The organism is Porphyrobacter sp. TH134 (genome assembly GCF_002855495.1).
GTDB lineage: Bacteria > Pseudomonadota > Alphaproteobacteria > Sphingomonadales > Sphingomonadaceae > Erythrobacter.
Map to the genome: position 1 here is coordinate 1 of NZ_PKRO01000044.1, position 22,361 is coordinate 22,361.

The 22,361-nt window shown below is 63.5% G+C and carries 19 protein-coding genes and 1 pseudogene; 10 read left to right on the forward strand and 10 right to left on the reverse strand.

The window, feature by feature from the left end:
- Positions 1-561 precede the first annotated feature (561 nt).
- Genes C0V72_RS13925 through C0V72_RS13935 form a run of 3 tightly spaced genes read left to right on the forward strand, consistent with a single transcriptional unit; the run spans position 562 to position 6,353 of the window.
- Positions 562-1,686, forward strand: coding sequence for an efflux RND transporter periplasmic adaptor subunit (locus C0V72_RS13925; RefSeq protein ID WP_101794748.1), 1,125 nt, complete (start codon positions 562-564; stop codon positions 1,684-1,686).
- Positions 1,687-1,695: 9 nt separating this feature from the next.
- The gene (locus C0V72_RS13930) at positions 1,696-4,902 is read left to right on the forward strand and encodes a multidrug efflux RND transporter permease subunit (RefSeq protein WP_101794749.1); all 3,207 of its coding nucleotides are present in this window, start codon (positions 1,696-1,698) and stop codon (positions 4,900-4,902) included.
- Positions 4,903-4,946: 44 nt separating this feature from the next.
- Positions 4,947-6,353: an efflux transporter outer membrane subunit gene (locus C0V72_RS13935; RefSeq protein ID WP_233999961.1), complete on the forward strand. Its 1,407-nt coding sequence runs from the start codon at positions 4,947-4,949 to the stop codon at positions 6,351-6,353.
- A gap of 14 nt (positions 6,354-6,367) precedes the next feature.
- Here the strand turns inward: C0V72_RS13935 and C0V72_RS13940 are convergent, their stop codons facing one another.
- The 3 genes from C0V72_RS13940 to C0V72_RS13950 form a co-directional block, all read right to left on the reverse strand.
- Positions 6,368-7,015, reverse strand: a complete 648-nt coding sequence (locus tag C0V72_RS13940; protein WP_172439035.1) for a class I SAM-dependent methyltransferase — start codon at positions 7,013-7,015, stop codon at positions 6,368-6,370.
- Complete coding sequence (locus C0V72_RS13945) at positions 7,015-8,241, reverse strand: DUF3419 family protein (protein WP_101794751.1); 1,227 nt, start codon at positions 8,239-8,241, stop codon at positions 7,015-7,017. Before C0V72_RS13945 ends, C0V72_RS13940 begins: the two co-directional genes overlap by 1 nt.
- A gap of 78 nt (positions 8,242-8,319) precedes the next feature.
- Complete coding sequence (locus C0V72_RS13950) at positions 8,320-9,282, reverse strand: threonine ammonia-lyase (protein WP_101794752.1); 963 nt, start codon at positions 9,280-9,282, stop codon at positions 8,320-8,322.
- 68 nt (positions 9,283-9,350) lie between these two features.
- Between C0V72_RS13950 and C0V72_RS13955 the strand changes: the two genes are divergently transcribed.
- From C0V72_RS13955 to C0V72_RS13970, 4 genes are read left to right on the forward strand one after another with little or no spacing between them, the layout of a single operon-like run.
- Positions 9,351-10,577, forward strand: a complete 1,227-nt coding sequence (locus tag C0V72_RS13955) for a saccharopine dehydrogenase family protein (RefSeq protein ID WP_101794753.1) — start codon at positions 9,351-9,353, stop codon at positions 10,575-10,577.
- Positions 10,577-11,533, forward strand: a complete 957-nt coding sequence (locus C0V72_RS13960; RefSeq protein ID WP_101794754.1) for a peptidyl-alpha-hydroxyglycine alpha-amidating lyase family protein — start codon at positions 10,577-10,579, stop codon at positions 11,531-11,533. The genes C0V72_RS13955 and C0V72_RS13960 overlap by 1 nt, the downstream gene beginning before the upstream one ends.
- Positions 11,530-11,883 carry a DMT family protein gene (locus C0V72_RS13965; protein WP_101794755.1) on the forward strand — a complete coding sequence of 118 codons (354 nt, stop codon included), beginning with the start codon at positions 11,530-11,532 and terminating at the stop codon, positions 11,881-11,883. The genes C0V72_RS13960 and C0V72_RS13965 overlap by 4 nt, the downstream gene beginning before the upstream one ends.
- A complete protein-coding gene (locus C0V72_RS13970; protein ID WP_101794756.1) occupies positions 11,883-13,076 on the forward strand; it encodes a carboxynorspermidine decarboxylase in 1,194 nt (397 codons plus the stop codon). Before C0V72_RS13965 ends, C0V72_RS13970 begins: the two co-directional genes overlap by 1 nt.
- On the opposite strand, the gene C0V72_RS13975 is transcribed toward C0V72_RS13970, so the two are convergent.
- Positions 13,073-14,059, reverse strand: a complete 987-nt coding sequence (locus tag C0V72_RS13975; RefSeq protein WP_101794757.1) for a DUF3137 domain-containing protein — start codon at positions 14,057-14,059, stop codon at positions 13,073-13,075. The genes C0V72_RS13970 and C0V72_RS13975 overlap by 4 nt on opposite strands.
- Before the next feature lie 67 nt (positions 14,060-14,126).
- On the opposite strand from C0V72_RS13975, the gene C0V72_RS13980 reads away from it, so the two are divergent.
- Both C0V72_RS13980 and C0V72_RS13985 read left to right on the forward strand, forming a co-directional pair.
- Positions 14,127-14,684 (forward strand): LemA family protein, encoded by a 558-nt coding sequence (locus C0V72_RS13980; RefSeq protein WP_172439036.1) that lies wholly within the window; start codon positions 14,127-14,129, stop codon positions 14,682-14,684.
- A 213-nt stretch (positions 14,685-14,897) separates the two neighbouring features.
- Positions 14,898-16,103 carry a type III PLP-dependent enzyme gene (locus C0V72_RS13985; RefSeq protein WP_101794758.1) on the forward strand — a complete coding sequence of 402 codons (1,206 nt, stop codon included), beginning with the start codon at positions 14,898-14,900 and terminating at the stop codon, positions 16,101-16,103.
- Between the two features lie 52 nt (positions 16,104-16,155).
- Here the strand turns inward: C0V72_RS13985 and C0V72_RS13990 are convergent, their stop codons facing one another.
- The 6 genes from C0V72_RS13990 to C0V72_RS14015 form a co-directional block, all read right to left on the reverse strand.
- On the reverse strand, positions 16,156-17,301 hold the full coding sequence (locus tag C0V72_RS13990) for a L,D-transpeptidase family protein (RefSeq protein WP_101794759.1): 1,146 nt from the start codon (positions 17,299-17,301) through the stop codon (positions 16,156-16,158).
- Positions 17,302-17,403: 102 nt separating this feature from the next.
- Entirely contained in the window at positions 17,404-17,922 is a 519-nt protein-coding gene (locus C0V72_RS13995) for a pyridoxamine 5'-phosphate oxidase family protein (protein WP_101794760.1), read from the reverse strand.
- Positions 17,923-17,984: 62 nt separating this feature from the next.
- The gene (locus C0V72_RS14000) at positions 17,985-19,166 is read right to left on the reverse strand and encodes an acetyl-CoA C-acyltransferase (RefSeq protein ID WP_101794761.1); all 1,182 of its coding nucleotides are present in this window, start codon (positions 19,164-19,166) and stop codon (positions 17,985-17,987) included.
- A gap of 124 nt (positions 19,167-19,290) precedes the next feature.
- A complete protein-coding gene (locus C0V72_RS14005) occupies positions 19,291-19,740 on the reverse strand; it encodes a MaoC family dehydratase (RefSeq protein ID WP_067401388.1) in 450 nt (149 codons plus the stop codon).
- Between the two features lie 112 nt (positions 19,741-19,852).
- Positions 19,853-21,235: a DUF5935 domain-containing protein gene (locus C0V72_RS14010; RefSeq protein WP_101794762.1), complete on the reverse strand. Its 1,383-nt coding sequence runs from the start codon at positions 21,233-21,235 to the stop codon at positions 19,853-19,855.
- Positions 21,228-21,452, reverse strand: coding sequence for a hypothetical protein (locus C0V72_RS14015; RefSeq protein WP_101794763.1), 225 nt, complete (start codon positions 21,450-21,452; stop codon positions 21,228-21,230). Before C0V72_RS14015 ends, C0V72_RS14010 begins: the two co-directional genes overlap by 8 nt.
- A gap of 90 nt (positions 21,453-21,542) precedes the next feature.
- Between C0V72_RS14015 and C0V72_RS14020 the strand changes: the two are divergent.
- Positions 21,543-22,265, forward strand: a pseudogene (locus tag C0V72_RS14020) (glycosyltransferase); the annotation flags it as partial.
- Between the last annotated feature and the right edge of the window lie 96 nt (positions 22,266-22,361).

Consider the following 22,361-nt stretch of genomic DNA (forward strand, 5'->3'; position numbering starts at 1 on the left):
CTGCCGTGGAACTGGGCGCCGCGCGCCGCAGCAATCGCCGCCTAAACCGCGCTACGCGACGGTCGGCGTCACACCGCGGCCTTCACCAGATGGATACATTGCTCGGCCATGACTAAGCCGAGAAGCGGGATGGCATGCCTCGATCCTGTCCGGATGGATGATCTCCACAAAGTCGAATCTGACGTCCTTGCCACGCAAGATACGAACGCAGGCCAAAAGTCCCGCGTGTGTGTCTGCCAATGTGTCTGCCAAGATGGATGATCTCCACCTAGATGAAAATCTTAGGCCACGCTGCCCAGTGATCGAACCGCAGGCTCATTCCAATTCCTGGCAGTGCTCTGACACCTGGTACGCCGGTTGTCGGCGCTTGATCCGCCAAAGATGATGCGATGCAAAAAATGTTGCGGCGCAGGCACCAACTTGGGCTATCAGCATTTATCTGCATATCTGCGGTAACCCGTATTTGTCGTCCAGCCCCTGTCCTGCGAGCGCACCATTCTTCCTCTCCTTGGTTCAAGCCGAACTCTGATCCCCCATTTTGTCCAGGCCGGTCTGGCAGCATTGCTGCTTGCCAGTTGTTCTGGCGGCGATGATGATCAGGCCCGAAAGCGTCCAGTCCCCGAGGTGGGGTATGTTGTGGTTGCGGCAAGCTCGGTGCCCGTCGCGGTTGAACTGGCCGGGCGGATTGCAGCGTTCGAAATGTCAGAGGTTCGCCCGCAGGTATCGGGGCTCATCAAGCGGCGCCTGTTTGACGAAGGCTCGATCGTTCGGGCCGGGCAGACCTTGTATGAAATCGATCCGCGTCTGTTCCGCGCTGCAACGGCAGAGGCAAACGCCAACCTGAACAGCGCGAGGGCCAATGCCGAAGCCACCCGCCTTCGGGCCGAAAGGCTGAAGCCGCTGGCCGAGGCGCAGGCAGTCGGGATGCAGGAATACACCGATGCGGTTGCCGCCGCGCGTCAGGCCGAGGCGGCCGTGCAACAGGTCCGCGCGCAGGTGCAGACCGCCAATGTCAATTTGCAGTTCACTCGCGTGCCTGCGCCGATCACCGGGCGCATCGGGCGTTCTCTGTTTACCGTCGGTGCGCTGGTCACCGGCAATCAGGCGGAACCGCTGGCCGTCATCCAGGGTGTTGACCCGGTCTTTGTGGATATTCAGCAATCGAGCGCCGATCTTCTCGCGCTGCGCCGGTCGCTGACGGAAGGCGGCGGCGCGGTTCCGGCGAGCACATCGGTGAGGTTGATACTTGAAGATGGCACAGAATATGGGCCGCGCGGCGCGGTGCAATTCTCTGAGGTCATGGTCAACGCATCCACCGGCACTGTGACTTTGCGTGCGCGTTTCCCCAATCCCGACGGCCTGTTGTTGCCCGGCATGTTCGTGCGGGCGCGTTTCGATCAGGCGATCAACACCGGGGCGATCCTTGTGCCGCAGGCCGCCGTCACCCGCAACGCGCGGGGCGAGGCCAGCGTCTTTGTCGTGGATGCCGGCAACAAGGCAACTGAACGCAAAGTCACAGCTGACCGTGCCGTTGGCGCGGATTGGGTGGTGACCAGTGGATTGCAACCGGGCGACAAGGTCATCGTGCAGGGGCTGGCCAAGATCAGGCCCGGCGCTCCGATCCGTCCTGTTCCGGCAAGCAAGCCGCAGGTGATCGCTGCGCCCAAGTCCGACACCAAGGGCTGACCCGCAGCCATGTCGCGCATTTTCATCGAACGGCCGATTTTTGCCTGGGTGCTCGCCATCATCACCATGCTGGCCGGCGTGGGTGCCATTTATCTGCTGCCGGTCGAGCAATACCCCGATGTTGCTCCGCCACAGGTCAATATCCGCGCGACTTTCCCCGGCGCGTCGGCTGATACCCTGGAAAACAGCGTCACCCAGATCATCGAACAGCAGCTGACCGGGATCGATGGACTGCTCTACTTCAGTTCCAGCTCCACCTCGCGCGGGCAGGTGACGATCAGCGCTACCTTTGAAAAAGGCACCGATCCCGACATCGCGCAGGTGCAGGTGCAGAACCAGGTGCAGCAGGCGCTTGCCCGGCTGCCGCAACAGGTGCAGCAGCAGGGCCTGCGGGTTACCAAATCCAACCCCGATTTCCTGATGATCGTCGGCGTCTATGACGAGACCGATCGCAGCACCAATATCGACGTTTCGGACTTCCTCGTCTCCAATCTGCAAGACACATTGTCGCGCATCGAAGGGGTGGGGGAAACCAATGTCTTCGGTTCGCCCTATGCCATGCGCATCTGGCTCGATCCGGACCGGTTGGCGTCGGTCGGGCTGATGCCCGGTGATGTGGTGACCGCGATCCGCAACCAGAACACCGAGGTTGCCGCAGGCGAGGTGGGCGGCCTGCCCCAGCCTGATAGCAACCGGCTCAACGCTACGGTGACGTCGCAATCACGGCTGCGCACTGTCGACGAGTTCAAGGCGATCATCCTCAAATCGGAACAGAGCGGTGCGATTGTCCGGCTCGCCGATGTCGCGCGGGTGGAACTGGGTGCGGAAAACTATTCCGCCTCCAGCCGGATCAATGGCCATCCTGGCGCAGGGCTGGGCATCTCGCTGGCTCCCGGCGCGGATGCACTGGCCACGGCGGATCTGATCAAGCAGGCTGTGGCGGATGCCAAAGCGACCTTTCCGCCCGGTTACAACGTCGCCTATGCAAACGATACGACGGCCTTTATCCGCCTGTCGATCGACGAGGTGGTGCAGACGCTGATCGAAGCGATCATCCTCGTTATCATCGTCATGTTCGTGTTCCTGCAAAGCTGGCGGGCAACCCTGATCCCGACGATTGCGGTGCCAGTGGTGTTGCTGGGGACGTTTGCGGTTTTCTACCTCGCCGATTTCTCGATCAACACATTGACCCTGTTTGGCCTTGTGCTGGCCATCGGTCTGCTGGTCGACGATGCGATCGTCGTTGTCGAAAATGTCGAGCGGTTGCTCGAAGAAAATCCCGACATGACCCCCAAGGAAGCGACCATCCAGTCGATGGCGGAGATCCAGGTCGCGCTGGTGGCGATCGCCGTGGTGCTGTCGGCCGTCTTCCTGCCCATGGCGTTTTTCGGCGGGTCGACCGGGGTAATCTATCGTCAGTTTTCAATCACGATTGTGTCGGCGATGGTGCTGTCGGCGTTGGTGGCGCTGATCCTCAGCCCGGCGCTCACGGCAACCTTGCTGAAGCAGAAAAAGCACGGCGACGCTGACCAGATGAGCGTTCTGCGACGCAAATGGCCGTGGGGCGCTGCAAAACTGGCGCGGGCGCGCGACGGGTTCAACAATGGCTTTGCGCGCAGCACGGACCGCTATGTCACCGCGGTGGCGCGGGTGGTGGATCGCAAGTGGTTGTTTCTGGCGATCTACGCAGCCGTGCTGGTGCTGCTCGCCGCTTTGTTTGTGCGGTTGCCGACCGGTTTTCTGCCGACCGAGGATCAGGGCGCGGCGCGCTTGCAATTCCGCCTGCCGGCAGGGGCAACGCAAGGGCGAACGCGCGAAGTGCAGCTCGCCATCGAAAAATACATGCTCAATGACGAGCGCAAGAATATCGCGGTGATGTTCAGCGTTGCTGGCGGCGGGCAGGGCGCCGCGGGGCAGAATACCGGGCAGGGTTTCGTCAATTTCGTCGATTGGTCGCAGCGCGCCGGTGCCGAAAATTCTGCGGGCGGTATCAGTGAACGCGCGACCAAGGCGTTTTCGGCCTTTCGCGATGCGCAGGTCAATGTGCTGGTGCCCGCGGCCATTCGCGGGCTTGGCCAGACCAACGGTTTCAGCCTGCAATTGCAGAACACCAGCGGGATGAGCCGCGAGGAATTTGCCTCAGCGCGCGACAAGTTGCTGGAACTGGCTGAGGGCGATCCCCTGCTGTCAGGCGTCCGGCTTGGCGAACTGCCCGATGTGCAGACGCTGCAAGTGGATATTGATCAACCTGCGCTGGCTTCGCTGGGCCTCAATCAGGCAGATGTTAACACCACCTTGTCGGCCGCGTGGGGCGGGCAATATGTCAATGATTTCATCGACCGGGGCCGTGTGAAGCGTGTGTTCGTTCAGGCCGATGCGCCCTATCGGGCCACGCCGGATGATATCGGCCGGTGGTTCGTGCGCGGCAGTGACGGGCAAATGGCGCCGTTCTCGTCCTTTGCGCGCACCCGCTGGTCGACATCGCCCACGACCTTGTCCCGGTTTCAGGGGTATCCCAGCTTCCAGTTTGAAGGCGAGGCAGCGCCGGGCGAGAGCTCGGGCGCGGCGATGGACCGGATCGAGGAGCTTGCGCGGGAAATCGAAGGCGTCAGCGTTGCATGGTCCGGATTGTCGTTTCAGGAACGCTTGTCCTCCGGGCAAGCGCCGCTGCTCTATGGCCTGTCGCTACTCGTGGTGTTTCTGTGTCTTGCAGCTTTGTATGAAAGCTGGACAATTCCGGTCGCGGTGTTGCTGGTCATCCCGCTGGGGCTGGTCGGTGCCGTCTTTGCGGTGACCCTGCGCGGACTTGAAAACGATGTCTATTTGCAGATCGGTCTGCTCACCACGATGGGGCTGGCGGCCAAGAACGCGATCCTCGTGATCGAATTTGCCGAGCAAGCAGAAAAGCGCGGCGCGCGGGTGATTGATGCTGCGCTGGAAGCGGCACGCCTGCGCCTGCGGCCGATCCTGATGACCAGTCTTGCGTTCATCTTCGGTGTGCTGCCGCTGGCCCTATCGAGCGGCGCCGGGGCAAACAGCCGCATCGCAATCGGCACCTCGGTGATCGGCGGGATGCTGACCGCGACTGTGCTGGCGATCTTCTTCATCCCGCTGTTCTTCGTGTTGGTCCGCCGGACCACGCGCGACACCCTCAAGAAACTGCATATCGGCGAGGGCACGCCGCCTGCTGCCCCGCAGATCGGGGGCGGGGCGTGAGGGCGACTGTCTTGCTTGCGCTGGCTCTGCTGCCCGGCTGTTCGATGGCGCCCAAATATGTCCAGCCGGACCTGCCTGTCCCTTCGTCATGGCCGGTGGGCGATGCCTATCTGGCGCAGAGCGAAGATGCGCTGCCGGTGATGAGCTACCGTGAGGTGTTCGCTGATCCGCGTCTCGCAAAAGTGATCGAGCAGGCGCTGGCCAACAACCGCAATCTGCGCGTTGCTGCCGCCAATATCGAAGCGGCCCGCGCGCAATTCCGTATCCAGCAGGGCGCGCAAATGCCCCAGATTTCCGCGGCGGCGGGCCGGACGCAGTTCGACAACGGCACGGCCAACCAGAACCGCAATCAGGATATCGACATCGGCAATGATCCTGCCGCCAGCCGCTCGACGGCCGGGCGGCGTTACACCGCCGATGTCAGCACGACAGCTTTCGAGATCGACCTGTTCGGGCGGTTGAAGTCGTTGTCTGATGCCGCGCTCAATCGCTATTTCGGGACTGAGGCCGCAGCGCGGGCAACCCGGCTGACGCTGGTGGGCGATGTGGCCGATGCGTGGCTGACCTATGCTGCGGACCAATCGCTGCTGAAGCTCGCCGAGGAAACGGCTGACAATGCGCGTGAACGGATCAAATTGACCCAGCTGCGGCTTGATGGGGGGATCGCCCCGCGCACCGACCTGCGCCAGGCCGAACAGATCCTTGCCACAGCGCAGGCGGATGTTGCGCGGCAGAAAACCGCGCTGGCGCAGGACATGAACGCGCTGCAACTGCTGGTCGGTGCTCCGGTGGATGCGGCCTTGCTGCCGTCATCGATCACCGATGCGCAGGATGCCGTGCGGGCGCTGCCAGCCGGTGTCGATTCGGCGGTTCTGCTGCGCCGCCCCGATGTGGTGCAGGCCGAATACGAGCTGCGCGCCGCCAATGCCGATATCGGTGCGGCGCGGGCGGCGCTGTTTCCGCGCATCACGCTGACCGGCCTCGCTGGTTTGTCCAGCAACATGCTGTCCAATCTGGTGACGGGCGCGGCGTTCAACTACTCCACCGGAGCGAATGTGCGTTACTCGCTGTTTGCAGGCGGCGCAGCACGGGCGGGCGTCGCGCAATCCGAAGCCCAACGCGATGCGGCTGTGGCAGGCTACGAGGCGGCGATCCAAGCGGCCTTCCGCGATGTGGCTGATGCGCTGGCACGGCGCGGCACGATTACCGAGCAGTTGCAGGCCGACCGCGCGTTCGTGGATGCGGCGCAGGACACTTTCCAGCTCACCGAAATGCGTTACCGGGGCGGCATCGATTCCTTCCTGAACAGCCTTGATGCACAGCGTTCGCTCTATCAGGCGCAGCGCACGCTGCTGGCCACGCAGCTGATCGAAGCCAGCAACCGCGTCGCGCTCTACCGCGCGCTGGGCGGAGAGATGGTGGAAGGCGCGCCGCTGTCGGCAGTGCCCTAAGCGCAAGGGCGTCGTCAGGCTTCAGCGCGGTTCGCGGCCAAAACGTGCAGCTGATAGTAGCCGAGCGGGCCGCGCCGGCTTTCCAGCCGCAATCCGTGCGCCGCTGCTATGCGGGTGGCAGCAGCCGGCAAAGCGGTGCGGGGTTTCACGTGAAACCTGGCAAGCCACCCCCCAAGCAGGGTCTGGAGCGGGCGAGGCAGCCCTTGAAGGTCGCCAAAGTCGACCACATGCAGCGATCCGCCACCGACCAGCAGGCTGGCCGCATGATCCAGCGCGGCTTCCCAATCTGGGATCATCGACAAGGAATAGGACAGCACGATCCGTTCGAACGCTGGCTCGCCCAGCAGGGCTTGCGGATCGAACGTGCAGGCATCGCCTTCACCCAGCCGCGCCTCGGCCCCGAGCGCTGCGCGCGCGCTTTTGAGCATTTCGGCCGAGATATCGAGGCCGAACAATCGTGCCCCCGGCCATGCCTTGCCCACCTTCGCCAGATTGCGCCCGGTGCCGCAGGCGACCTCCAGCACCCGCATGCCGGGCTGCACATCCATTCCGGCGATCAGCGTGTCACGCCCGAACAGGTAATACTTGCGGGTGAGATCATAGATATGGCGCTGCCCGCGATAGACCTCGTCCATCAGCGCCGCGTGATTGATGCTGGCCATCAGGCCAGCTCGTACACGTGCACGCCGCCGTAAATCGACGACCGATCACGGCGGGTGAGATCGGCGGACGTGTCTTCAAGATAGCGCCACTTTGCAAGGATCGCATCGTCCAGCCGGCCCGGCAGCAGGCTTGGCTCGGCAGCGGTGCGGAACAGCACGCGCGCGCCGGGGCGGCTGGCGCGTGTGATCCTGGCCCACAGATCATCAAGCTGTGCGTTATTCATCCAGTCCTGCGCATCGAGCAGCACGAAGCGGTCCATGCTCGCTGCCTCGCGCGCGCCGATCCAGCCCACCATATTGGCGCGCGTTACGTCGAGCCGGTCGACCCGTTCCTTCATTGCCTCCCAATGACGGCGCTGAAGATAGGGCGGCAGCGGCGCATCGGCTGACCGGTCATAGCCGCGCCCGAAGGCCTGCCAGGTAAAGTAGTTGTCCTTGATCGCAAAATCACAGGCGAGCTTTTCCAAGCGGCGCCGCAGCACCTCGGCCATGCGTTCGTCGCCCGCGAGATGTTCGAACTGGGCGGGCGGAATGCCGAGGCCGAACAGCGAGGCGGGCTGATCGGTCAGCCAGCGGATGAACCTCTTTTCGAACACGGGCACAAGCTCGCGCTCGAACACGGCGCGCTGTTCTTCCAGTGTTTGCGCTTCGAGCAGTTTGCCGAGGTCGATCTTGTATGCCTTGGCAAAAACATGCGCCAAGCCGATGAAATTGCCGAGCAATCCCTGCCGGTAAATCCCGCGCGTGAAGTAGGAAATGCGCCGCCGCCCCCGCAGGTCGCGCTTTTCCCAATAGGCGCGGCTGACCAGATCAAGATGCGGCGCGATCATGGTGCGATAGACCTCGGCGTTTTCCTTGTGATCGCCTTGCGCGAAGAAGCGGTGGAAGCGTTCGTAATTGGGCAGGTGGCGGATCGCTGCGATCTTGAGCCGCCCGAGCGCGACATGGGCATGGTTGAGGTCAACCGCTGTCACGCTTTCAGGGTTCGCGGTGAGGTAGGACAGCGCGTTGCAGCTGCCGCTGGCGATGCACATCACGCGGCTATCGGGCTGGATCGCCAGACCTTCCATGTCGACCACCGGGTCTTCCCAGATCTGGGCATAGACAAGGCCTTTGAAGGCGAGCGCGAAGGCCTTGTCGAGCAGCTTGTCGCCGACCTTTGCATCCTTGCGGATGACGGCTTCCTCGATGATCCGTTTCGCCTGTGTTGCCGCCTGTGTCGCCATCGCCTGCCCAGTCCTTTGCATAAGGTCAGGCGTTCAATATGGCGCGCAGGTGTCGGCTATGTGACGCTTTCCACAGGTCTAGTCCTGGCCCGCAATCGTCGCCGCATAGGCTGCCGGATCGGCATTGCCGCCGGTCAGCATGATGACGGTGCCCGCGTCCACCGGCACCTTGCCCGCCAGTGCTGCCGCCAGTGCCGCGGCGCCGCCGGGCTCGAGCACCAGCCTCAGATTGGTAAAGGCGAAGCGCTGAGCAGTGCGCACCTCGGCATCCGTGACGGTCACGCCCGGCTCGGCCCGGCCTTTGAGCAGGCTGAGATTGAGCGGTTTGGTGATATTGGGTTGCAGCGCGTCGCAAATGGTTTTGGGCGCATCGGGCGCGGCGTGGACGAGTTCGCCATTGGCCATTGCCTGTCCGACCATGTCCCATCCCACCGGCTCGACCGGGTAGATTGCGCTGTCGGGCGCCCCCAGCGCCAGCCCGGCTGCCAGCCCGCCGCCGCCGCAGCAGGCGATGATGCGGCTGGGGGCGCGCCCCAGTTGCGCGGCGATTTCGATCGCGGCGCTGCCCTGACCTTCGATCACCCACGGATCGCCGAAGGCGTGAACCAGCGTTCCGCCGCGCTGATCGATCAAGCGCGCGGCGACAGCATCACGATCCTCTTGGGGTCGTTGATACAGCACCACCTCGGCCCCAAGCGCGCGGGTGTTCGCTAGCTTCACCTCAGGCGCATCATGCGGCATCACGATGGTCGCGCTGATCCCCAGCCGCCGTGCGCTCCAGGCGACGCCTTGCGCGTGGTTGCCCGATGACACCGCCACCACGCCGCCCGCGCGCTCCTCGGGCGTCAACGAGGATAATCGCCACCACGCGCCTCTGATCTTGAACGATCCGATCGGCTGGAGGTTATCTGCCTTCACAAAAGCGCTCACGCCGCCGATTTCGACCGGCAGCAGCGGGGTGGGCGGCAGGATTGCGGAAACTGCTTTGGCCGCGGCGTGCACGCCGTCGGTGGTGGGCATTCTGACATCAGCTTGGATCATTTGTCCCCGTTCGTGCATTCGAGTATGCGCGGCGCAAGATTCGCACCCAATCACGAAAGGTTCCTACCATGTCGGCAGACAAATCCCGCACCGTTCTTGTCATTGGTGCCGGCGGGGTGAGTTCGGTGTGCGTCCACAAGATGGCGTTTAACCCGGACATCTTTCCCGAAATCCACTTGGCGAGCCGCACCAAATCGAAGTGCGATGCGATTGCCGCATCCGTCAAGGAGCGCTGCGGGCGCGATATTGCGACTTATGAGATCGATGCCGAAGAAGTCCCGGCGATGGTCAATCTGATCCGCAAGACTGGCGCAGGGTTGGTGGTGAACCTCGCCCTGCCCTATCAGGATCTGCCGATCATGGATGCCTGCCTTGAAGCGGGCGTCGATTACCTCGATACCGCCAACTACGAGCCCAAGGACGAGGCCAAGTTCGAGTATCACTGGCAGTGGGCCTATCAGGATCGCTATGCCGATGCCGGCCTGATGGCGCTGTTGGGGTCGGGCTTCGATCCGGGCGTGACCAGCGTCTTCACCATGTGGCTGAAGAAGCACAAGCTAAAGACCATTCGCCAGCTCGATATTCTCGATTGCAACGGCGGCGATCACGGCCAGCATTTCGCCACCAACTTCAACCCTGAAATCAACATCCGCGAAGTGACCGCGCCCGCGCGTCACTGGGAAAACGGTGCATGGGTGGAAACGCCCGCCATGTCGAACAAGGTCGCCTTCGACTTCGAAGCGGTCGGCCCCAAGAACATGTACCTGATGTATCACGAGGAGCTGGAAAGCCTCGCCAAGTTCGTCCCCGAACTGGAGCGCGCGCGGTTCTGGATGACCTTTGGCGATCAGTACATCACGCATCTGACCGTGCTCCAGAATGTCGGCATGACCAGCATTGAGCCGGTCAAGTATCAGGGCAAGGACATCATTCCGCTGCAATTCCTCGCCGCCGTCCTGCCCAAGCCCGAAACGCTGGGGGAGACCACCAAGGGCAACACCAATATCGGCGTGATTGCCACTGGCGAGGCGCTCGACGGATCGGGCGAAAAGACGTTCTACATCAAGAATATCTGCTCGCATGAGGCGGCTTACGAGGAAACCGGCAATCAGGCGGTCAGCTACACCACCGGGGTGCCTGCCATGATCGGGGCTGCGATGATGGTGCAGGGGCATTGGCAGGGGAAGGGCGTGTTCAACATCGAACAGCTCGATCCCGATCCCTTCATGGACATGCTCAACCAGCACGGCCTGCCGTGGACGGTCGAGGAAATGGACGGCCCGGTCGCGTTCTGATGCGGGGCTGGGCGGCAGCGCTTTCGGCCCTGGCGCTCGCCGCCTGCGATGCGTTTGCACCGCCGCGCGAGCAGGTGCCGGCGCTCGCCGTCGATCCCGGCTGGCCGACGATCCCGGCCGGCGCCAAATTTGGTGAAGTCAGCGCGGTCGATGTGGATGCACAGGGCAATGTCTGGGTGCTCCACCGCGCAGGACGCAAGTGGGCCGAGCCGTTCCCGGCCACGCCCATTGCCGATCCGACCGTGTTCAAATTCGCGCCCGATGGCACCTTGCTGGCGCGGTGGGGGGCAGGGCAGTTCATCATGCCCCACGGCCTCTCGATCGATGGCCAAGGCAAGGTGTGGATCACCGATGTCGCCCATGAACAGGTCTTCCGCTTCAGCCCGGAAGGCGTGCTGGAGCAAACGCTGGGCACGCGCGGGGTAAGCGGGCAGGACGCCAGCCATTTCGGCCGCCCCGCCGATGTCGCTTTTCTCGGTGACACGGTGCTGATCGCTGATGGCTATGTGAACACGCGCATCGCCGCGTTCGATGAGGCAGGCGCGTTCATCAAGGACTGGGGCGACTTCAGGATCGCGCATGCGGTCGCCGTGGATGACAAGCATATCTATGTCGCCGACCGCGAGAACGCCCGGATCCAGGTCTATGACCATACCGGTAAGCTGGTTGCCACATGGCCTTCGCTGGCGGGCAACCACACCTACAGCCTCAAGCCCTTGGGCGGCGGGCGATTGCTCGCCGTGGAAGGCCGCGACGGGGCCGACCGAACGGGCGCAGTGCTGAGGGTCTACGCCGCCGATGGCCGCATCGAAGGGTCTTTCGACATCAGCCTTCCCGGCGAGAATGCCAGCCTCGGCCATGACCTTGCGCTGGACAAGAGCGGCCATGTCTATGTCACCGACGTTGCCGGCGGGCGGGTGGTGCGCGTGACGCTTCCGGAAGGAGCGAGACCATGACCAACCTGCCTGCGCTCTGGCCGATCCTGATGCTGGCCGCTTCAGCGGTGGTGATGAATGTTGCGTGGTACTGGCATCTCAAGCAGCCTTCGTGGGGCATGCTGGCCGCGATCGGCGCTGCCTGGGGGATCGCATTGCTTGAATATTGTCTCGCCGTGCCAGCCAACCGCATCGGCATCGCGCATTATTCGCTGGCCGAGTTGAAGACCATTCAGGAGGTCCTATCTCTCGCAGCCTTCGTATTGGTGGCATGGGCGCTGTTCGGGCAGACCCCCGGACCCAGCCAGCTTCTCGGTTTCGCCCTTATAGCAGGAGGCGCATTCATGATCTTCAAGAGCCCCTTCGGCTGATGCAAACCAAAGCCGGTGATCCGGGCGCGTTCGCCCATTTCGATCTGTCGCGGGTCGACAGCCCCGCCTTCGTGGTGGACGCGGCCAAGCTGCGCGCCAATTGCCGCGTGCTGGCAGGCGTGCGCGATGCGGCGGCAGCGGACGGCGCGGATATCAAGGTGTTCGCTGCGCTGAAGGCGTTCAGCATGTGGTCGGCAGCCCCTATCATTGGCGAATATCTTGACGGCGTCTCCACCAGCGGATTGTGGGAAGCGCGCCTCGCCAGCGAATTCTACGACGGCGAGATCGCCACCTATTCCGCCGCCTTCAAACCCGAAGAGCTGGAGGAAATCTGCCGGCTTTCGGACCACGTGATCTTCAATTCGCCCTTCCAGCACGAGCGCGCGCGATTGATCCTCGACCATGCGGCGGCGAGCGGCGCGCCTGTCAGCGTTGGCCTGCGCATCAATCCGCAGGTGGCGACGGGCGAGGTCGCCAAGTATGACCCCAGCGCCCCCGGATCGCGGCTCGGCTTCCCGCTCGACCAGCTGACCGAAGAGCATATGGAGGGCGTCGAAGGCATCCACTTCCACAACCTTTGCGAACAGGATTTCGAGCCTCTGAAGGCGACCTGGGACCGGGTGTTCGACGTGATCGAGCCCTATTTCGGCCAGCTCAAATGGATCAATATGGGCGGCGGCCACCACATCACCCGCGCCGATTACCAGCGCGACGAGTTGGTCGAGTTCCTCAAGGATGCAGCGGAAGACACCGGCTGCCAGATCATCCTTGAACCGGGTGAGGCCGTCGCGCTGGATGCGGGTATTCTGGTTGGCACGCTGCTCGACACGATGTTCAACGAGGTGCCGGTCGGCATCACCGATATCAGCGCCACCTGCCACATGCCCGATGTGCTGGAAGCGCCCTATCGCCCGGCGATGCTGGGGGAGCTGGCCGACGAGAACATGATCCCGATACGGCTGGGCGGGCCGTCTTGCCTCGCCGGCGATGTGATCGGCGATTACCGCCTGCCGGTTACGGCAGAACCCGGTGCGCGCTTCGCCTTCCTCGATCAGGCGCATTATTCGATGGTCAAGACCAACACCTTCAACGGGGTTGCGCTGCCTTCGATCTGGATGTGGGACAGCGAAACCGACGCGCTCGATTGCATCAAGCGGTTCGACTACGCCGATTTCCGCGACCGGTTGAGCTAGAGTTCGGCCAGCGGCGGCGCATCGGCGCGCAGCACGCGGCCGCGGTCGTTCTGGTTGATCGCAAGCGCCAGTCCCGCCAGCGCGCCAAACTGGCGCGCGGCGCGGGCGGCATTGTCCCGGTCGGCGGCGGGGTCCATGCCGCCGCTTTCAAACAGATCGCCGGCTTCGACCGCGATGATCACCTCGCCCCGGCGGAACAAGGCGCGCAGATCCTGCGCTTCGAACGCGCTCTCCAACCGCAGCAGATGTTCGACATAGGTCGGGTGCACCAGCACGCGCGCCTCGACCCTGTCGTCGCTGAACAGCGCAAACACATCGCCGAAGGCCGGGTGCACCTGATCGACCCGGTCAAGCCGGTGGCCATCGAAGCTGACATGGTCGCTCGCTCCGCCAAGCCCCAGCCATTTGCGATGCTTGCCTGCCCGTTCGAGCAGAGTAGTGGAATGAAACGCGCGGCCAAAACCCATGTGGATCACAGGGCCGCGAAACACCGTCACCCAGCGCTGCTGCTTGCCCGACCCGCGGCGTTCTTCAAGATGGGCTTCGTAAAGCCCGAAATCATGCCCCTCCAGGCGGCCGAACCAGCGATCTTCAAAGGTTGACCGGTCATAGCCTGACGGCACCAGACCATAGGTCCGCGCGGCGGCGAATTCCTCCCCCGGTTCGACGTCATGCTCGTAGGTGACGCCGTAACTGGACGCGATGGCCGAATTGATTCCGATTTTGATCGCCCGGCTGGCGGCGGCAATCGGGTTGTAACCCCACCAGCCGACCGCCACGATTGCCATGATGGTCAGGAAGGGTGCCAGCGATGTCTGCCCGGCCGGACTGAACCAGATGAAGGCGAGCACCGGCATCGCAACCGCCGCGCCCCAGGTCCAGCGCGAAGCCGCCTGCTTTTTTGCGCCCGCGCGCATATCGGCCTGCCCGGCGAGCCAATCTTCCAGCCCGCTCGGCATGACGCCATCTGTTCCGTTGCGCATTGCCTCTCCCGCGCGATTCTTTAACCTGTGTCAGCACAAATGGGGCGGTTTGGTAAAGGGGAAGACAATGGATTTGGCGTCTGGCGTGCTGCTTGGGCTAGTGGTGATTGCCGCCTTGCTGGTGATCGGCATCTACAACCGGCTGGTGGGTCTCAGGCAAAGTGTGCGGCAGGGGGTGGCCGATATTGATGCACAGCTGCGCCAGCGGCACGACCTGATCCCCAATCTGGTCGAGACCGTGAAGGGCTACGCCGGGCACGAATCGGCGACGCTGGAAGCGGTGATCGCGGCGCGCAATGCGGCAGCGGGCGGGGCGCCATCATCAGGTAGCGAGCAGCAGTTGAAAGCAGCGCTCGGCAATCTGCTCGCTTTGGGCGAGGCCTATCCCGATCTCAAGGCTTCGGCGAACTTCCAGTCGCTCCAGAATGAACTGGCCGATGTCGAAGACAAGCTGGCAGCCGCGCGGCGCGCGCTGAACGCTGCGGTCGCCCGGTTCAACGGCGCGCGCGAATCCTTTCCGGCGGTGCTGTTCGCCGGAATGCTCGGATTCGCTGAGGCGGACTTCCACCGGCTCGATGCGAGCGAACAGGGCACGGTCGATCAGGTTCCCAAAATCGGGTTCTGACGCGAAAAAAATCCTGATTTCCGTCACATTCCGGTCGTGCTTTATGGGGTGTCTTCGAAAAGAAACATTTCACCCCGGTACGCCGCATTTTTCGTTTGCATTATCCCCCCCAAGCCCTAGATGCGCGCTTCCGCTGCCCCAAGGGGACTTCCAAACCGCAAGGCAGCTTGTCGTTTTATGGTTTTGTAAAAACCGTTTTGGGGGTCCCTTGAGTTGCACATTTACCCTGACGCATTGGCTGTAGTTCGCGACCTCCGTCCGGACGAACCCGTAATTCTGAACCGCCCGCACGCCGCGCGGCGCGCTGCCCGTTTCTTCGTTGAGAAGTTTCCGGGCAAGGTGCTCTATGCGGTCAAAGCCAACCCGGCACCCGATCTCATCAGCGTGCTGTGGGACGCGGGCGTGACGCATTACGATGTCGCCTCGATCACCGAGGTGCGGCTGGTGCGCGGCATCCTGCCGGACGCGGTGCTGTGCTTCATGCACCCGGTCAAAACCCCGGCGGCGATCAGCGAAGCCTATTTCCAGCACGGCGTGCGCACCTTCAGCCTTGATTCGGTCGAAGAGCTGGAAAAGATTATCGACGCCTGCCGCAATCCCGAAACCGGCGAAGCGCCGCGCGATCTGCGCCTGTGCGTGCGTCTGCGCGTGTCTTCCGAATATTCGGAGCTGTCGCTGGCGAGCAAGTTCGGTTGCGACCTGATCGAAGCGCCCGCGCTGCTGCGCGAGGCGCGCCAGCATTGCGATTGGCTGGGCGTGTGCTTCCATGTCGGCAGCCAGGCGATGACCCCGTTTGCCTTTGTGCAGGCGCTCGATCGCACCCGTGCGGCCATCGCCGAAGCATCCGTCGTGATCGACATGATCGACGTGGGCGGGGGCTTCCCCAGCGCCTATCCGGGCCTGATGCCGCCACCGATCGAGGATTACTTCGCGATCATCGCCAAGCATTTCGAAGCCCTGCCGATCGCCTACAACGCCGAGCTGTGGTGCGAGCCCGGCCGCGCGCTGTCAGCCGAATACAGCTCGATGATCGTCCAGGTGAACAAGCGCCGCGGCGAGGAACTGTACATCAACGACGGTGCCTACGGCGCACTCTACGATGCCGCGCATGTGGCATGGCGCTTCCCGGTGCGCGCGCTCGAAGACGACCTGATCGAGGACAACGCCGATTTCGCCTTCTACGGGCCGACCTGCGATGATGCCGATTACATGAAGGGGCCGTTCCAGCTCCCGGCGGACATTCAGGCAGGCGATTACATCGAGATCGGGATGCTCGGCGCTTACGGCGCGGCGATGAAGACCGGCTTCAACGGCTATGGCAATGCGAAGGTCGTGGCCGTCGCGGACGAGCCAATGATGAGCCTGTTCAACGGCACCCGCGTGCGTGAGGCGACCGACAACGTGGTGTCCTTGCGCTGACAAGCTCTGGCCGCCGCCCCTGCCGATCAGGCGGGGCGGCGGCCTTTTCGCGTTACTTGCGAAATTCGACCTTGGTCGATCCGCTGACCATCTGCGCCAGCCGCGCCGCATCCCAATTGGTCAGACGCACGCAGCCATTGCTTTGGGCCCGGCCGATGGTTTCGGGCGAGGGCGTGCCGTGGATGCCGTAGTGATCTTTCGTGAGATCGATCCACACCACGCCAACCGGGCTGTTGGGGCCGGGCGGAAGCTGATGCTTGCCGTTGCTCGCCGGAGCATTTCGCAGCAATGCGGGGTCATAGGCGTAAGGCGGATTGTAGGCCTTTCCCTTGATGCCCCAGTTGCCGATCGGAAGCGGATCGTGCTGGGAACCGGTGGTGACGGTGAACATTGCCACCAGCTTGTCGGCCGCGTCATAGGCCTTGAGCCAACCTTCGGATTCGTCGACCACAAGGCGCGCCGCGGCTGGCTGGTCGGTGCCAACGCCGAGCGAGCGGAGCGTTTCGAGCCATTCCTTGTTGTCGACCGTCACCGCGTCGATGCGGTCGGCGCCAACATTCGGAACGCGGATTGTCTGGCCGGGCGCGAAGGCGGGAACGGACGGGGTTGCCATTGTCTGCGGTGCTGCCGCGCCGCCGGTTCCGGCAGGTTGTCCGCCCGGATTGAGCTGGGCCAGAACATCGGGTGTGGTATGAAACCGCTCTGACAGCTTTTCGATGAGGCTTTCGTAAGCCAACGCCTTCAGCTTGGCCTGATCGGCCGGATTTTCGGGTAGCGTGGCGAAGGCAATCTGCCCCCATTCCTGCGGAATTGTAACGACGCGCGTAGCGGGGATGGTGCTCCATTCAGCCAGAGCGGTGCGGGTCGCCGCATCGAGTTCGCCTGTCACGGGAAGATTGCGCGCTTCCTGGAACCCTTTGAGCGCATTGGCGAGCGAGGCGCCCTCTTTGCCGTCAATCACCCCCGGCGCAAACCCCAGCCGTTCAAGCACGACCTGCATTTGCATGACCGGGCGTTGCTGCGGATCGGTGATCGTCTCGCCCGAAGGTGCGCCATCGTTCGATGCCATGGTATCGGCCCCGTTCTGGTCGCGGGCAGCCGCTTCGGTCTTGGTTTGAGCGATATCGCTCGTTTCGGCGCCGCTGCACCCCCCTGAAAGCGCGCAGAGGGTGGCGAGGGCGGCAAGGGGTAGGCGCATGAAATTTCCTTCGGATCGGGGAGGTGTCGACGTTTGCAGCAACAGCAAGCGGCGCGAGAGGAAAGCCCCCCGCGCCGCCAGCGTGGATCATTGTCGCCGATGTCAGAGCTGCACTTGGGCAACCTTGTCCTTGTAATCTTCCTTGGGATCGATGCCGATCAGCATCTTGATCCCGGCGATCACGGACGAAGCGTCGATCCAGATTTCGGCGTCTTCGGCGTCGAGGCGGATCAACGCGATCTTGGGGTCGTTCTGGCCGTCATACCACGCGGCGACAAAACGGTTCCACAGACGGTCAATCGTCGCGCGGTCGCGGGTCGAGCTGAGGTTGCCGTGCAGGGTGGCCCACACATCGTGCCCCTTCGAGGCAAAGTGCGCCATCGCGCGCGGCTGGCTGCCTGCCAATTCCGCCTGCTGGATTTGCTGATACAGGGCATTGTCGGTTGAGGTGAAGAACCACACCGGGCCGCGATATTCGCCTTCGTTGTAAAGCTCGTCTTCCAGCTGCGCCGTCATCGGGCGGGCGTGGCCATCTTCGCCTTCGGCCATGCCGAGGAACATGGTCCGGTCGCTCTTGAGGGCCTTCCAGAATTTGGCTTTGATGTCCGCGTCAGTGCTCATCCATCGTCTCCGTATCGAGTGTACGGAAGGGGCAAGCACCGACGCGGAGTTAATGTTCCGTCTTAGAAGACCTCGAACAGACCAGCTGCCCCCATACCGCCACCAACGCACATGGTGACGACCACGTACTTGGCACCGCGGCGCTTGCCTTCGATCAGCGCGTGGCCGGTGCAGCGCGCGCCGGTCATGCCGTAGGGGTGGCCGATCGAGATCGAGCCGCCGTTGACGTTGAGGATGTCGTTATCGATGCCCAGCTGATCCCGGCAGTAGAGCACCTGCACGGCGAAGGCCTCGTTAAGTTCCCACAGCCCGATGTCGTCCATCTTCAGGCCGGTCTGCTTGAGCAGCTTGGGGATCGCGAAGACCGGGCCGATGCCCATCTCGTCAGGCTCGGTGCCCGCGACCGCCATGCCGACATAGCGGCCGAGCGGCTGGAGGCCCTTCTGTTCGGCAAGCTTGGCTTCCATCAGGACGGATGCCGAGGAACCGTCCGACAGCTGCGAGGCGTTGCCGGCGGTGATGTTCATGCCCGGGCCCATCACCGGCTGGAGGCTCTGGAGGCCCTCCAGCGAGGTTTCGGGGCGGTTGCCTTCGTCCTTGGTCAGCGTGAATTCGCGCTGGCTGACTTCCTTCGTTTCCTTGTCGACCACGTTCATGGTGGTGGTGACGGGGACGATTTCGTCGTCGAACTTGCCTGCGGCCTGCGCGGCAGCGGTGCGCATCTGCGACTGGTAGGCGTATTCATCCTGCGCATCGCGGCTGATGTTGTAACGCTTGGCGACCGTCTCGGCGGTCTGCAGCATCGGCATGTAGACATTGCCGTGCATGGCGAGCAGCGACTTATCCATCGCGACACGCATTTCGGGGGTCTGCACCATCGAGATGGAGTCCTGACCGCCGCCGACGACGATATCCATGTTGTCGACGATGATCTGCTTGGCCGCGGTCGAAATCGCCATCAGGCCGGACGAGCACTGGCGGTCGATGGTCTGGCCCGACACGCCCACAGGGCAACCGGCGCGCAGCGCGACCTGGCGGGCGATGTTGCCGGCCTGGGTGCCTTGCGTGAGGACAGCGCCCCAGACCACATCGTCAATCGCGCCGGCTTCGATGCCCGCACGCTCGATTGCGGGGGCGAGGCTCAGCGCGCCAAGGGTGGCGCCGGGTGTGGCATTGAAGGCGCCCTTGTAGGCACGGCCAATCGGCGTGCGGGCGGTGGAGACGATGACGGCGTCACGTGCCATGTTGGGGGTATCCTTGTATTTGCAGATGCCGTGATCCCAGCGGAAGCGGGGACCTCATGCGGCAATGTGGGGCGCTTGCGGCCCTAGGCCCCAGCTTGCGCTGGGGTGACGGTAGGGTTGGAAATCACACGAAGTATTGCGTGATCCATTCGCAGATCAGGGCGGGCTTTTCCTCGCCTTCGATCTCGATGGTGATCTCGCAGGTCTGCTGCCACTGGCCGGGGCGCTTTTCGACCATTTCGGTCAGCTTCCAGACGCCGCGGATGCGCTTGCCCGCGCGGACAGGCGCGATGAAGCGCGTCTTGTTGCCGCCGTAGTTCACGCCCATCTTCACGCCGTCGATGCGCGGGGCGCCGCCCTGGGCACCGAGATAGGGGATCATCGACAAGGTCAGGAAGCCGTGGGCGATGGTCCCGCCGAACGGGGTCATCTTGGCCATCTCTTCGTTGACGTGGATGAACTGGTGGTCACCGGTCGCCTCGGCGAACTGGTTGATGCGTTCCTGGCTCATTTCGGCCCATTCGCTGGTGCCGATAACTTCGCCGACCTTGGCGGCCAATTCCTGCGGGTTCATGGGAGCTCCTCCTCACAATGTGCCGGCGAGATCCCGTGCCCGCCGCGCTTGTCCGTGGGCGGCTTCATGGCGCATCGCACAGGCCTATGCAACGCTCCGAACGCGGCGGGCGCTATGCCGCTACGGCACCGCGCATCTTGTCGGTGATGGCCGCTTTGCGCGACTCGCTGCGCGCCAGCAGACCGCGCGCCGACTCGACTCGCAAGCAATAGGTGTTGAGCCCGATTTGCAGCCCCACCAGCATCAGCATCACCGGCTGATAGGCAATGCCCTGAAAGGTTGCGCCGACCAGATAGATCAGCGCGCTCATCTGCAAGGCGGCAGCCAATGGCGCGATCCAGCGTTCGGCCTCGTCCTCGCGGTCCCGCCAGCGGCGCTGGATGCGCTCCATGTGCCACAGACCGATCAGGTGGAGCGCCACCCAGATGAACAGCCCGGGCCAGCCCTGTTCGCCCAGCATCTCGAAGAAGGATGAGTGGTAGGCACGGCCCTTGTCCTCGACCGGCCGATAGGTGACCGTCGTGGTGTTGCCGTCGGTTTGCTTGACCGGCATCACATAATTGAACTTGTTGCCGCGAAACGCATCAAATCCCCCGCCGAGCGGTTTTTGCGCGACATAATCGAGCGTCCATTGCCACACTGCCACGCGCGTCGAGGCGCTTTCATCGCCGCTCGGCTGGGCGAGGGTGGACATGCGGTCGTAATAAGACTGCGGCAGGAAGGGCAGGGCGACAAGCCCCAGCACGCCCGCCCCCGCGATGAACAGGAACCGCCGCTTGGTGTAACGCAGCATCAGCGCGGCCAGGGCAGCGATGCACAGGAGGCCGGTGCGTGCCTCGGTGCCGATCGGCACCAGCAGGGCCGCAAATGTCAGCGCGGCGGCGAAGACCGTTACCGTCCAGTGCCGCGGGAAGATCGTGCCGTGCTTGACGAACCACCACAGCATCGGGATCAGCCCGATCGCGACCGTCGCCAAGGTCGAGCTTTCATAGATCCCGCTATTGTCATCGACGAAGAAGTTGAGTTCGCCATAGCCGCCGCCACCGGTCACCACTTTCAATCCCGTCGCGATCACGATCATCGCCACGGTCAGCAGCAGCGACAGCGCAAGCCCCTCGATCCGCAAGCGCGTGGTGAGGGTGAGGGGGAGGAAGATCGCAAACAGCAGCGCCTTCCACACCCAGTCCCACTTGGTCGCGGCCTCGATCGGGAAATCGGCATGGCCTGTCGTCCAGAAGCAATAGGCCAGCAGCAGCACCATCAATGCCTGCCGCAAGGTGAAGCGCGCGCCTTCCTTGCGGTCGAGCGCGATCCAGCCGCCGCAGGCAGCCGCAAAGGCGATCAACGACAACGGCAGGCTGGTAATCGCGGAATAGCCGATCCTCTGGGGCGCGAGGATATCGATATAGACGTAAAGCAGCACCCACAGGAACGGGCGGCGCAGACCAAGCACCAGCACATATCCGATGAAAGCGAGGAAGAAGAGATCAAGCATCGGCGGGTGGCTTACCCTCGGCTTCGTCGTGCCCGCCCGTCTTCGCGCGCCCCGCGGCGTTGCGGCCTGAAGCCCTGTTCGCCTTGCGGTTACCTTCGGTCTCGGCCTTGAGTTCGCCGATCAGCGGGTCGGCGTCCAACCCATCGCGCAGCATCAGGCGCAGCAAGGCGATGGCCAGCAGGCCATGTCCCAGTGCATACGCGAAATAATCGATCATCGGTCGGGCGGGTCCAGCGGCGGGTCTTGGGCTGCTTTACGCCAAGGCAGTTGACGCGGCGTTAAGCACGCCTGCGATAGGGATCGGCCCATGACCCGCGTTCTGCATGTGCTCGACCATTCCTTGCCGCTCCACAGCGGCTACACCTTCCGCACCCGTGCCATAATGAAGGCGCAAGAGGGGCTGGGGCTGGAGGTGCGCGGGATCACCGGGCAGCGCCATAATCTTGAGGCAGCGCTGAATGGTATGCGCGAGGAGGCGGACGGGCTGACGTTTCACCGCACGCCCGGCACTCCGGCTGGCCCGCCGCCGCTGCGCGAGATGGGCGAGATCGAAGCGCTGGCGGCCGCGATCCACGCGCTAGCTGCTGATTGGCGCCCCGACATCATTCATGCCCATTCGCCCGCCCTGTGCGGTGCGGCGGCGAGCCAGGCGGCGCGGGCGCTGGGCATTCCGTTCGTTTATGAAATCCGTGCCTTCTGGGAAGATGCCGCGGTCGGCAATCTGACGGGCACCGAGGGCAGCCTGAAATACCGCCTGACCCGCGCGCTGGAAACGCGGGTGGCCAAGGGCGCCGACGCCCTGTTCACGATCTGCGAGGGACTGCGGCAGGATCTGGTGCAGCGCGGCATCCCGGCAGCTTCCATCCATGTGATGCGCAACGGCGTTGATCTGGGACTGTTCGGCGATCCGCCGCCGCGCGATGACCGGCTTGGCGCAGACCTCGGCATTGCGCCCGGTGCGCCGGTGATCGGCTACATCGGCAGTTTCTATGCCTATGAAGGCGTCGATGATCTGATTGCGGCCATGCCCTGTTGAAGGACAGTTCACAGGAGCCGTAAGGCGACATCCAGCTTTACGAGGTGTCGCCTTGGCCTGATCGATTTCCCGGCGGATGGTCTTCCGGGA